11 protein-coding genes are annotated in these 11,886 nt (G+C 63.9%); 2 read left to right on the forward strand and 9 right to left on the reverse strand.

The genetic code is table 11. The annotated features are described in order from the left end of the window. Positions 1 to 366: 366 nt before the first annotated feature. From VGH98_06235 to VGH98_06250, 4 genes are all read right to left on the reverse strand, one after another. The gene (locus VGH98_06235; GenBank protein HEY2375556.1) at positions 367 to 891 is read right to left on the reverse strand and encodes a GxxExxY protein; all 525 of its coding nucleotides are present in this window, start codon (positions 889 to 891) and stop codon (positions 367 to 369) included. Between the two features lie 152 nt (positions 892 to 1,043). Beyond that, entirely contained in the window at positions 1,044 to 1,526 is a 483-nt protein-coding gene (locus tag VGH98_06240) for a hypothetical protein (protein HEY2375557.1), read from the reverse strand. Positions 1,527 to 1,555: 29 nt separating this feature from the next. Next, positions 1,556 to 2,107 (reverse strand): NUDIX domain-containing protein, encoded by a 552-nt coding sequence (locus VGH98_06245; protein ID HEY2375558.1) that lies wholly within the window; start codon positions 2,105 to 2,107, stop codon positions 1,556 to 1,558. Between the two features lie 28 nt (positions 2,108 to 2,135). Beyond that, positions 2,136 to 4,292, reverse strand: coding sequence for a PQQ-binding-like beta-propeller repeat protein (locus tag VGH98_06250; GenBank protein HEY2375559.1), 2,157 nt, complete (start codon positions 4,290 to 4,292; stop codon positions 2,136 to 2,138). Between the two features lie 96 nt (positions 4,293 to 4,388). On the opposite strand from VGH98_06250, the gene VGH98_06255 reads away from it, so the two are divergent. After that, positions 4,389 to 5,585 (forward strand): metallophosphoesterase, encoded by a 1,197-nt coding sequence (locus VGH98_06255; protein ID HEY2375560.1) that lies wholly within the window; start codon positions 4,389 to 4,391, stop codon positions 5,583 to 5,585. Between the two features lie 384 nt (positions 5,586 to 5,969). Here VGH98_06255 and VGH98_06260 read toward each other — a convergent pair whose 3' ends face one another. Both VGH98_06260 and VGH98_06265 read right to left on the reverse strand, forming a co-directional pair. Continuing rightward, complete coding sequence (locus VGH98_06260; GenBank protein ID HEY2375561.1) at positions 5,970 to 6,971, reverse strand: hypothetical protein; 1,002 nt, start codon at positions 6,969 to 6,971, stop codon at positions 5,970 to 5,972. Between the two features lie 38 nt (positions 6,972 to 7,009). Beyond that, positions 7,010 to 8,629, reverse strand: coding sequence for an FAD-binding oxidoreductase (locus VGH98_06265; GenBank protein HEY2375562.1), 1,620 nt, complete (start codon positions 8,627 to 8,629; stop codon positions 7,010 to 7,012). Between the two features lie 68 nt (positions 8,630 to 8,697). On the opposite strand from VGH98_06265, the gene VGH98_06270 reads away from it, so the two are divergent. Then, a complete protein-coding gene (locus VGH98_06270; protein HEY2375563.1) occupies positions 8,698 to 9,531 on the forward strand; it encodes a CoA transferase in 834 nt (277 codons plus the stop codon). Here VGH98_06270 and VGH98_06275 read toward each other — a convergent pair. From VGH98_06275 to VGH98_06285, 3 genes are read right to left on the reverse strand one after another with little or no spacing between them, the layout of a single operon-like run. Beyond that, positions 9,510 to 9,974 carry a GyrI-like domain-containing protein gene (locus tag VGH98_06275; GenBank protein HEY2375564.1) on the reverse strand — a complete coding sequence of 155 codons (465 nt, stop codon included), beginning with the start codon at positions 9,972 to 9,974 and terminating at the stop codon, positions 9,510 to 9,512. The genes VGH98_06270 and VGH98_06275 overlap by 22 nt on opposite strands. Next, on the reverse strand, positions 9,971 to 10,435 hold the full coding sequence (locus VGH98_06280) for a tRNA (cytidine(34)-2'-O)-methyltransferase (protein ID HEY2375565.1): 465 nt from the start codon (positions 10,433 to 10,435) through the stop codon (positions 9,971 to 9,973). The genes VGH98_06275 and VGH98_06280 overlap by 4 nt, the downstream gene beginning before the upstream one ends. A gap of 25 nt (positions 10,436 to 10,460) precedes the next feature. Next, entirely contained in the window at positions 10,461 to 11,246 is a 786-nt protein-coding gene (locus VGH98_06285; GenBank protein ID HEY2375566.1) for a carbon-nitrogen hydrolase family protein, read from the reverse strand. Between the last annotated feature and the right edge of the window lie 640 nt (positions 11,247 to 11,886).

The raw sequence follows: 11,886 nt of genomic DNA on the forward strand, positions 1-11,886 counted from the left end.
CAGAAGAAGAGTGCACTGCGAGCTCAATCGCAGCGGACGATCTCGTCCGCCAAGCAACCATCAGGGCTGATTGCACGGGAAAAAACGCCCACGCAATCCGCACGGACGAAGTCCGCCCTTGACAATCGCTCTCATAGAACCACTGACATGGCGCTGAGACCGCTGACTCGCTCCTCAACAGCGACGGCTCCATGCACCAAGGAGCAGAGGGTTTCTTGTTCCGATGCGTCGGGAAGCCTCCAACGGTCAGGGAGCCTCCCGACACATTCACAAATTCACAACGTCACTGCGCGCGGAGCTGTCTCCGTACACGGAGCCCGTCAGTGGTTTCAGCGCAGTGTCAGCGATTTCAGCGGCCCGCTAATCTCAACCGTTCCCGGAATCCTGTGATGAACCAATTATTGGACTCGAACAGTGGGCCACGGAAGCCACTGACACGGCGTTGGCACCGCCGAAGGATTGCGTGGACCGATCTTTCAGCCGGGAGATGACTGGGTATTCGCGAGTGCTGTCGAGGATGACTCGTTTGACTTTCGGCTTCGGGCCAAAGAATAGAATGAGACCGAGAGGCAGCCGAGTCACGTTCAAGTAGTTGAGCACTTGTGGTATCGCTTCGGAGTCGAGGAATCGGCCCGTCTTTATCTCTACGATAAGCGTCTTTTCGATGATCAGATCGGCGCGATAGCGCCCAATCGCCTCACCCAGATGGAATAGCTCGAAGGGCACTTCTCGCTCAACGCCAAGCCCCGCGAGCTTGAGTTCGACGGACAGTGCCCGTCTGTAGACGGATTCCAAAAAGCCGAATCCAAAGGCGTCGTAGGTACGGTAGAATCCCGCGATGACGTCGCCTGTGAGCTCAGAAAGCGGATAGTTCGCGTCAACGAATGCCATGCGCAACGATGGCCGCAAGCGCACACTAAGTACTCATCCTTCCAGCGCCAGCTGTTGCCTATCGCCGCCGGGAACCAGTCAGCGTTTTCAGGGCCGTGTCAGCAGTTTCAGCGGCCCCCTACGGCTCATTCCGAAATTCCGCGAAAAACCCCTTACTTCGCCGGCGTCGCGATACTGCCCGGATTCGCCAGCCGCGGCGAATCGTGAATGATCTCTCCACCGAGATACGCCGTGCGAGCGACGGTGCTGAGCCCGAAGAGCGCGAGCACGGCGACGACGACGCGGAGCCACACCGGCGGAAGTCCCATCGTCTCGCGGCGAAGCATTCGCCACCACGTATACGCGCTTGCCGCGCCCATGACGAGCACACAGCCCAGCGCCCATCCCGCCGCGGCATCGTGCGCGTCGACCATCGAGCGCACGACGTACCACGTATTGCGAAGCGCGTCGGACGCCTGATCGCCGGCGAAGTACACGGGGTAGATGCTCAGTCCCGCCAGCGTCAACGTCGCCACGGCGTACAGCCAGACGGCGCGTTGCCTAACGATCAGCGCGAGCGCCAACACCGCGCTCCCGACCACGGTGAGGATGATCGGGAAGTGATTGATGAGGATGTGAATGTAGGGCCAGTTCATATGGGTCCGGTGAGATGTCCGGGCGAAGGCTAACCTTTCGTGTCGCGACCGGTGAGCACCACGCGTATCGAGCGGCGAAGCCGGCCCATCGTTCCCTCTTCGCCGCGTCCATCCCCCGATCGCGCGCGTGGGTATGGTCGGCCTTCCTCCTGGAGCACGTCGAGGGGGTAGGCAGCGCCACCATTCATGACGTATCGAATGACTTCCTCGATGCCGCGGCGACGAAGCTTGTATTTCGGGAGCTCCGCAAGCGAAACCCACTCGGCACGCAGCGACTCCCGATCCGGCTTCTGCTTCGTCGTCGTCGCGCCGCGTGGCTCGCCGAGGAACACGACGCGCAGTCGCGCCTCGCTCCCGGGTGTGTGTTCGATGCGCAGGATGCCGGTCAATCGGATCTTGACCCCTGACTCCTCCAGCGTCTCGCGCACCGCTCCTTCGGCGATCGACTCCTCGGGCTCGACGCGCCCTGCCGGAAGATGCCAGCCCTGATCCTTCTTTCGCTCCTGCACGAGGAGAAAGCGGTCGCCATGCTTGACGACGACCGCAGCGAAATACCAGGTAGGAATCGGCTCGCGTGGCAAAGCTCGAGGGGTGGCTGGTCGCTGAAAATTACGGCAACGCGTACGCTACGTAAGCGTCACCGGACGGCGTACCGAGCTTCCCGCCACCCGCCGCGATCACGACGTACTGCTTGCCATGCACCGAGAACGTACTCGGCGTCGCGTAGCCGGCCGCCGGCAGCGACGTCTCCCACAGTAGCCTGCCCGTCGACTTGTCGAACGCGCGAAATTTGGCGTCCTGCGTTGCGGCAATGAAGACGAGTCCGCCCGCGGTCACGATCGGTCCACCGTACTGCTCCGCGCCGGTGTTGCTCATGCCCTTGGCCGACAGCTCGGAGTGATCGCCAAGCGGAATTCGCCACTTGTACGCACCGGTGTTGAGATCGATCGCGCTCAGCGTGCCCCACGGTGGCTTGATCATGGGCATGCCGGCCGAGTCTCGCCATCGCTCGTAGCCAAGGAACGCGTAGGGTGCCTTTGCTGACTCGACGCGATGCGTCGATCTCGCAAGCACTACATGCGGCTTGCCCACGAGATACGCGATCACCGCACTCTTCTCCTTCTCCGGCAGGTTCGCAAACGCCGGCATGAAGCCGCGTCCGCGCTCGATGACGTCCTGCAACTGGTCGATGGAGAGACGCGAGCCGACGCCGACGAGCGATGGCGCGCGCTCCTGTCCGCGCCGGTCGCGTCCATGGCAGCTCGCGCAGGCCGCTGCATAGACTGCCGCTCCGGTGCGCGAGCGACTCGCGATCGGAACCTTCGCGACCTCGCGCATCGCGGCGATCCAGGGGACGTCGCTCGCGTTGACGTAGATCACGCCCGTCGTGGTATCGACGGCCGCGCCGCCCCACTCGCCGCCACCATCGAAGCCGGGGAGAATGATCGTGCCCTCGACACTCGGCGGCGTGAAGAGCGAGTCGGCCCGAAGGGCATGAAAGCGCTCGAGTGCTGCCGCGTGCGCCTCCGGGCTGATACTCGTTAGGTCGACCTCGGTCATGCGCTGCCGCGCGAAGGGAGCCGGCTTCGCGGGAATCGGCTGCGTCGGCCACGCCTGTTCGCCGCGCAAATCGGACGACGGAACGGGTCGCTCCTCGATCGGAAAGAGCGGCTTGCCCGAGGTACGGTCGAACACGAAGACGAACCCACTCTTGGTGATCTGCGCGACCGCGTCGACGCGATGGCCGCCGCTCGTCAGGGTCACGAGATTCGGCGCGGCGGGGAGATCGCGATCCCAGAGATCGTGGTGCACCGACTGGAAGTGCCAGATTCGCCTTCCGGTGTTGGCGTCGAGCGCGAGCAGGGTATTCGCGAAGAGATCCGCGCCGACGCGATCGCCGCCATAAAAATCTGGGGTCGCGGAGCCGGTTGGTATGTAGACGATGCCGCGTTTCACATCTACTGACATGCCCGGCCAGGAATTCGAGCCGCCGACCGTGCGCCACGCATCCGCGGGCCACGTCTCGTAGCCAAACTCGCCGGGTCGCGGAACCGTGTGAAAGGTCCAGCGGATGCGTCCCGTGTGCACGTCGTACGCTCGCACGTCGCCGGGCGCGGAGCCTTCGCCTTCGCCGACCCGCGATCCCTGGATGAGCAAATCCTTATAGGCGACGCCGGGGCTCGTCGCAACGAGATACTCGCCGGCGACGTCGCGGCCGAGTCCAGCCGCGAGATCGAGCGAGCCGAGGTTGCCGAAGACGCGATCCGGCTTTCCCGTGCGCGCGTCGAGCGAATAGAGCCGGCGGCCGGCGGTGAAGAAGATCCGCGCATCGCGATCGTCTGCCCAGTAGACGACGCCCCGGTTCACGTGCGACTCGCGCGTGCCGCTCGCGAATGGATCGAATCGCCAGAGGAGCGCGCCATTGTCGGCGCGAAGCGCAACGATGGCGAGCGCCGGTGTGGTCGTATAGAGAACGCTATCGACGACGATAGGGGTCGCCTGCATCTCGGAATGTTCGGTTGGGATGTCGCCCGTGTGATAGGTCCACGCCACGCGTAGCTGGCCGACGTTGCCACGGTTGATCTGGTCGAGCGACGAGTACCGGGAATTGCCTGGTTCGCCTCCGGTGACGCGCCAATCGATGGATGGTTCGGTGCGCCGGCCGCATGCGCCGGCGCCGAGCAGCGCGCCGACCGTCAGCGCACGCCTAACCGTCGACAGCCACGGCTCGCCCGACGGCCTCAACTCGGGGTCTTGTTCGGTCATTGTCAGGCCGCTCGACGAGATGGGGTACAAAGATGAATTTTGATCTTGATTCCGGCCATCCCCCGCAGCAAGCCCGATCATCAAAAAGGGAGACTCGTGACAAAGCCTCTGGTTCTCTCATGCGCGGCGCTCGCAGTCTTGCTCGTCGGCGCTCCCGCGGCGGCGCAGCAGATCGGTGGTACCGTCTTCGTCGACGCGAACGGCAATGGCCGGCGCGACTCGAACGAGCGCGGCGTCGCTGGCGTCGCCGTCTCCAACCAGGACACGGTTGTGACGACGGACGCATCGGGCGCCTTCCGCATTCCGCGCGGCAGCTCGCGGATCGTTTTCGTCTCCTTCCCCGATGGCTTTCGCGCGCGCGGCGCGTTCTGGCGCGCGGTCGGTGACAGCGCCTCGAGCATCGCCTTCGCACTCACGGCGACAGGACGCGTCCGCGCGTTCAGCTTCGTTCACGCGTCCGATACTCACATCTCGCCCGCGAGCGTCGACCGCACGCGCCGCCTCGGCGCGCTCGTCGATTCACTCTCGCCCGCGTTCCTGATCGTTACCGGCGATCTGGTGCGCGACGCGCTCCGCGTCGGCGAGCCCGAGGCGACGAGCTACTACGATCTCTTCGCGCACGAGACGTCGGCTTTTCGCACGGCCATGTGGACCGTGCCCGGGAACCATGAGAATTTTGGTATCGAGCGCGACAAATCACACGTCAGCGCGACAAATCCGCTGTACGGTCGAGGTATGTACCGCAAGTACTTCGGCCCGGATTACTACTCGTTCAACTACGGCGGCGTGCACTTCGTCGGGCTCAACACCGCGGACATCGAGGATCGGTGGTACTACGGACACGTGGACAGCCTGCAGCTCGCGTGGCTCCAGCGCGACCTCGCGCTCGTTCCGCCGACGATGCCCGTCGTCACCTTCGATCACATTCCATTCGTCTCGACCATCGAAGCATTCAACGGCTACATGGATGGCCCGCCCGCTCCGTCCCTGATCACGGTGAATGGAAAGACGGTGTATCGGCACACGGTCTCCAATGCCGGTGATGTGTTGAGCATCCTGCGCAAACGGAACCACGTCCTCGCTCTCGGCGGCCATTTCCACGCGGCCGAAAAGGTGGTGTACGAGATCGAGGGCCAGCGGACGCGATTCAATCTCGCGGCGGCGATCGTGGGCCCGACGAACTCACATGGCCTGGTCTTTCCGTCGGGCGTGACGCTCTACACGGTGCGCGACGGCGTGATCGACGATGGGAAGTTCATACCACTCGGATTTCCGGAGCGCGTAACGCCGTAGAACACTCTTCAGGTGAACGGCTCGCCGCAAGTTGGTCTCCGCAGAGTTGCGTGTGTTCTCGGTCATGCAATCGCGGAAACAAACCCGCCAGGCCACACTGACGAAGAGCTATTACGGATGCTTCGGATAGGGCGGATGCTTCTGATCTCTCCTCGAGCGCGCACAGCTCCGCTCGCAACGAGCCGGGATGCACTTTGTGAACGACCTCGGTTAGCCACCAGCGTCAGTGCTCGACTGGTGTGCCGTTCACAAAACATTCCGACTCTGGAGAGAGGAGTCCGACGATTCGAGGAACGATCAGAAGCATCCGCCCTATCCGGAGCATCCGCAATGAACCTGTTCAGTGTGGCCACCTCGGCGGGCACCCAAGAGAGCAAAAACCGTTCAGTCCCGAGGCGACGGCGCGACAACGAGAGGCGTTCGATCGATGCGCGCCATGCGGAAGTGGCCTCGAGCAGCACAGCGGTAGGCGCGCTGGGCCCACGCGCCGCTCACGCTGTCGCCCTCAATCCGCCCCCACATCGACAGGCCGCCGTGCGCAACACTTGGAATGAGCTCGACCTGCACGGAGTCCGTGCCGCTGAGTGCGCCGAATACCTCGGTTGCCGTCGTTGTATCGACGGAACCGGCAGCCGTGTCGCGCGCGAGCGGAGCGCCAAACATGGGCGCGAAGTCGACGGAAAACCGTCCACGTGCGGCCGTACCTTCGGTCACGAACATCAAACGGCCGCGCACTCGCCTAACGGTCGGAGCCGGCGCATTGGTGCTCGCCGAGTCGAGCGTGTACTCGACGTCCCAGGTTCCAGTCAGCGACGGCGATGGTGGCGGCGCAGTGACAGCGGCGCCGCCTAACGTCACGGCCGGCGTGGCTGGCGGACGCGCGAACCGGAGATTGTGCCACCAGACTGCCTTGCTCAACTCGCCGTCCGCGCCAAACTGGAGCGGCACGCTGATGGCGAATGCGCCGAGCCCGACGCCAGCGATGACCTGGTCGCGCTTGCTCACGTGACCGGCGCCAATCGCGCGGAGAATAGCGACGCCAATCGCCAGAGCGCCCGCGTCGGTGAAGCCTGCGCCAACTCGACGTAAGTGCAAGGCACGGCGTGCATGCCCGGCCGCCGAGTCGGCGCCGGCCACTGACGCGTCGGGACCACGCAGCGCGTCGGTGACGTCCATTGGCCAGAAGAAATGCAGATTCGCGACGCGCTGTCCCGTGCTTCCACGCACGACGCCGAGACCGTCCCAGCTTGGCGCGATACGAAGCGCGCAGGCGCTATAGCTGCACGTCGTGTCCGCCACAGTAGCGCGAGACGGACCGACCACCTGCGCGTCCGCTTGGGATCCAACGACACACCCAACGACGGTGAATAGCCAGCACTGTCTCATGATATGCGCTCGCTGATCAGGCTCGCCGATCCATTGCTTCAGTGGGACGGCCGGATCGACAATGCGTGCCGGAAGACGTTCCGCGGGTCCCACTGGTCTTTGACACGCTGTAAGCGCGGGTAGTTTGCCTGGTAATACAAAGTCGACCAGGATACGCCAGAAGTATTCAACGACGGATCGGCGAGATCGGTGTCAGGATGGTTGATCAAAGTGCCATCGTAGGCGTCGCCAGGTACCGGCACGCCACCCGTATCGGCGAATAAATCCCGATAAAAAGCCCGCGCCCAGGCCAGGTTCTTCTCTTCCTCGCGTGGATCGAGCCAGCCGGTGTTGCAGGCGATGTCGAAGATGGCGCCGCGTTGAGGCGATGCCGTCGCATCGGGCGCGATGGCGTTCACGCGTCCGCCATACGTCGCGAAGCCCAGCATCCCGCCCATGACGTCGTGCGCGTCGCTCGTTAGGTTGTCGTAAGCGATGGCCACCTGATGATCGGTGAGTCGCCTCTTGAGGAGCGCATCCTTGACCTTCGAGCAGACGCCGCCCGGCGGCATGCCGAAGAGATCGGGGAAGGGGTTCAGCGCGAAGTCGAGCCACGACATTCGTGCAATCTCCTTCTTGCTCGGCGCGATCGTGCGCTCGCCTAACGCCGCAAGGTAATCCTCGATTTGGCCCTCGGCGGCCCCGCCGGCGGTGCTCATCCCGCGAATTACGATCGTCCCGAACTGTTTGCGGTGGAGCTCGAGCAGCGTCCAGAGCGACGTGTTCGGTGACTCGGCGTCGCTGTTGCGCTCCGACCACGTGCCATGATTGGTGAGTAGTTGCTCAAAGATTTCACGATCGACGTCGCTCCAGCTCCACTCCGCCCGGAAGGTGGTGATCGATTCCGGCGCCTTCGGCAACGAACGGAAGCAGTAGCGCGTGACGACGCCGAAGTTTCCGGCGCCGCCGCCGGTGTGCGCCCACCACAGCTCACGATTTGGATCGGACTCCTCGCGGGTGGCGACGACGTTTCGCGCACGGCCACTGGCATCCACGGTCACCACTTCGACGGCGTAGAGATAGTCCGCGGCAAGGCCGAGCTCGCGGCAGAGAAAGCCAAAGGCGCCGCCCGCGACGTGCCCACCCATGCCGATCGCCGGATACTCGCCGAGCGGGAGCAGCGTGCCCCATCGCTCGTGTAGCGCCTTGAAGGTTTCGCCGACGGTGGCGCCAGCCTCGACCGCGACGGCGTGCATCTCGTGATCGTAGTAGACGCGCTTCATCGGTGAGACGTCGAGAATCACTCGAACATCGGGATCGGAGACGAATCCCTCGAGGCAATGGCCGCCGCTCGTCACGACGAGCCGTCGTCCCTCGCGCGACGCGTCTTCTACGGCGCCGATCACCTCCTCGGTCGAGCTAGCGATCACGACGTAGTCGGGCCGCCCGCTGAAGCGTTTGTTGAAGCGCTTGTCGACGACGTCATGGTAACGGCGATCGTCCGGCCCGATGTGGGCTGGTGCGCTCGATGAGTCTTTGCTGATGTCCGTCGACAACATTCTTGGATACGCTCTCGGGTACGGATCGAGCCGAGCGCCGAAGGCCCAACCTCCGGTGTACTCGGTAACGGCAAAGACAATCTCGTTCCGGCCGTGCCCGAGCGGCAGGTACCTTCCCAATCGGCGACGGTGAGCGGCACTGTTATGGTCCGTGCGGCTGCCCTCGTACTACGAATCGATACAGACTTATGCCTTCTCCGCAATTTCTCGATGGCGTGCGCGTGGCGACGATGGCGCAGAACGTCCCTGGGCCGCTCGCGGTCGCGCGCATGTGGCAAGCCGGCGCGCACGTCACCAAGATCGAGCCGCCGGCGGGTGACCCGTTGCGGTCGCTCGCGCCGGCGTGGCATACCGAGTTGCACGAGGGGATCACGATCGAGCATCTCGACCTCAAGACGCACCCAGCGCGCGAGCGCCTGATGACACTCCTCGATGGCGTCGATCTCTGCATAACGAGTCAACGTCCGTCGCAACTCGCGCGGCTCGGTTGCGATCCGGAGGCGCTGCGGGCGCGAGTCCCGGGGTTGCGCATCCTTCGGATTGTCGGGAGCATTGCCGAGCCGGAGCTGGCAGGTCACGATCTGACGTACCAGGCGCAGGCGGGCATCCTCGGCGACGAGATGCCGCGGACGCTCACTGCCGACGTCATAGCGTCGGAGCGCGTCTTTGCGACGGCGCTCGCACTACTCCGTCAGCCGCCGGGCGCAACGATCGACGTCGGCCTGGTCGAGAGTCTCGAGCCGATGCTCGCGTCGCTGCGTCATGGCGTCACGACGCCTAACGGGCCGCTCGGCGGTGCCATAGCGCGTTACCGGCTGTATCCAGCGAGAGTGGGACGTGTCGCTATCGCCGCGCTCGAGCCCCACTTCGCGACCCGGCTTTATCAGCAACTCAACCTGCCCGAAGGCTCCGACCTGTCGTCCAATTTCCGCGAACGGACGGCGACAGAGTGGGAGGCGTGGGCACGAGAGCGCGACCTCCCGGTCGCCGCCGTGAAAGATTACGGCTCGAGAAGCCAGTAGACGTCCGTGCGAACCTTCGCGGGGTCGTCGAACCAGTGTCCGTAAACCTCCCAACGCGTGCCGGTGCGCTTGCGGTTGTTTTCTCGACACCAGGCAATGACGGCGTTGTGCGTTTCGCCGAGTTTGGCGTAGTCGCCCCAGTGAGTCGCGGTCGCCGCCACGCCAACCGGCAATTCCGCGTAGGTCACGGCTCCGTTAGGCGCAAAGGCTGCCGTCACGCCGACGCCGAACTGCACGTCCAGCTCGTGCTGTGGGTCGTCGGTCTCGCGATAAACGAAGATGTTCTGTCCGTCGATTGGGAGTCCCGTAGCGCGCGCCGTCGCGTACACTTGATCGAGATACTGGGCGAAACTCGTCGGAATACGCGACGCCGGCAGGCGCGCTCGCACGGTTGCCATCCCGCGCGGCACCGTGACCGTGAGCGACACGGCTGATGTTGTCATTCTTGTCGTCGTTGTCGGAGGACCTCATAGAGCGCGATCGCGACGCTCGTCGACAAGTTAAGCGAACGCACACGTTCCGACAGGATGGGCATCGTCACGAATCGGCCGCGGTAACGCTCGTGCAGATCGGCGGGCAAACCTCCCGTTTCTCGCCCGAAGATCAGCACGACATTCTCGCCGCCGAGTGGCGCGTCCCAGAACAATCGCTTCGCCTTCGTCGAGAAGAAGAAGGGCTCGCCGAGCGAGGGCAACTCCCTCTCGAACGCATCCCAGCCTGGCCAGACGCGCAGGTCGACGTGTTCCCAGTAGTCGAGCCCCGCGCGCTTCACCTCGCGCTCGTCGAGTGAGAAGCCGAGGGGCTCGACGAGGTGCAGGGTCGCGCCGGCGGCGAGGCAGGTGCGGCCCGCATTGCCCGTGTTCCAGTGAATCTCCGGATGCACCAGCACGACGTGCGTCGCCACTGGAGATTCAGGTTTTCTGCACGCGTTACGCGCGCAAGCGAGAGGCGAGCAGCGCAGTCGCCTCGCTCAGGTCGAGATCGGCGACGAGCAACCCCTCGCATCCGTATGGCTGCCAGGCGAGCACCGATCCATCCGGTTTGATCACCGCGGACGTCGACGGCGATCCATCGCTCGCGCAATTCACGCTCGCGAAGTAGCAGCTGTTTTCGGCGGCGCGACACAGCATCGCTTTCTCATGGAACGTGTTCCGCGGATCGGCGAAGGTGGTCGGCCGGAAGCTCGTCGCGTCTGCCTCGTGGAAGTGTGGATGAAAGACGACGTGCGCGCCGCGTCGCGCAGCCCAACGAACGGTCTCCGGGTAGCGCCATCCTTCGTGACAGATGGCGATGCCGAAGGTGAGCGGACCGGCGTGAAATAGCTGGCGCTCGATGCCTGGACAGTACGTGGCCTCCTCCGACGGGTCGAGCTGCACCTTGTCCTGAAAGCCGGCGACGGTTCCGTCTCGGTCGATGACGACGGCAGTGATGCGCGCCGCATTCTCGACGACACGCTCGGTGCCGAGGATGACGGTGACGTCGGCTTCGCGAGCCGCGCCGGCGACCTCGGTCCACGCGCGCTCGAGAAAGGCAGCGTTAGGCGGAGCCATCGGCTTGCCTGACGTCCGGTATCCCGGCACGTAGCATTCGGGAAAGCAGACGACCGCCGCCTCCTCGTCGGCCGCCCGCGCGATGGCGTTCCGCGCGAGCGCGACCGATTCCTCCGGCGTCGCGGCAGCCCGGATATTCGCAAGGGCGATTCTGACAATACTCATGTCGCCGCGACTGGCCGTCCGACGGTCAACGTCTCACGGAGCGCCGGATCGAGGTCGTTCACGCAAATGAAGGTCATTTCATTTCTCGGTTCATCACAGAATTCCGGGAACGGTTGAGGTCAGCGGGGACGCTGAAACCACTGACATCGCGCAGAAACCACTGACCGCTCCTCGGCTCGGACCGCTCCATGCACCAAGTAGCAGATTGGTTTGTTGTTTAAATGCTCGGAAGCCTGCACTGTCAGGAAATCTCCCGTTGGATTCACAAAAGTCACAACATCATTGGGCGCGGAGCAGTCTCCGCAGACGAAGCCCGTCAGTGATTTCAGGGCCTTGTCAGCGGTATCAGCGGCCTCCTACGCCGGAACTCCACGAAGAATCCATTTCTCGAGATCGCATCGCTGTCATAAGGGAATTATGCCGTCGTTTGATGAGAGCGCTACTGCGCGTGGCGATCGCAGCCTGTCTCGCGCCGGCACGACGGGCGGTGGCTATCGATGCGGTGATCGCGCGGGGCGCGGAGTAGCTCGAGCCATTGAATGAGCCCCGAGGCATAAGTTCCCACAACTCTCTGACAGCTTTGCCGCAATAGAGGGCTTCTGTGCTCGACAATCGGTGATCAGTATCCCCTAATGATCCC

Source organism: Gemmatimonadaceae bacterium (assembly GCA_036496605.1).
Lineage (GTDB): Bacteria > Gemmatimonadota > Gemmatimonadetes > Gemmatimonadales > Gemmatimonadaceae > AG2.

Excerpts from the sequence above, each read along its gene's own strand:
- VGH98_06250 (HEY2375559.1), bottom strand. The coding sequence starts at position 4,292 with ATGACCGAACAAGACCCCGAGTTGAGGCCGTCGGGCGAGCCGTGGCTG.
- VGH98_06275 (HEY2375564.1), bottom strand. The coding sequence starts at position 9,974 with ATGACAACATCAGCCGTGTCGCTCACGGTCACGGTGCCGCGCGGGATG.
- VGH98_06240 (HEY2375557.1), bottom strand. The coding sequence starts at position 1,526 with ATGAACTGGCCCTACATTCACATCCTCATCAATCACTTCCCGATCATC.
- VGH98_06285 (HEY2375566.1), bottom strand. The coding sequence starts at position 11,246 with ATGAGTATTGTCAGAATCGCCCTTGCGAATATCCGGGCTGCCGCGACG.
- VGH98_06235 (HEY2375556.1), bottom strand. The coding sequence starts at position 891 with ATGGCATTCGTTGACGCGAACTATCCGCTTTCTGAGCTCACAGGCGAC.
- VGH98_06270 (HEY2375563.1), top strand. The coding sequence starts at position 8,698 with ATGCCTTCTCCGCAATTTCTCGATGGCGTGCGCGTGGCGACGATGGCG.
- VGH98_06260 (HEY2375561.1), bottom strand. The coding sequence starts at position 6,971 with ATGAGACAGTGCTGGCTATTCACCGTCGTTGGGTGTGTCGTTGGATCC.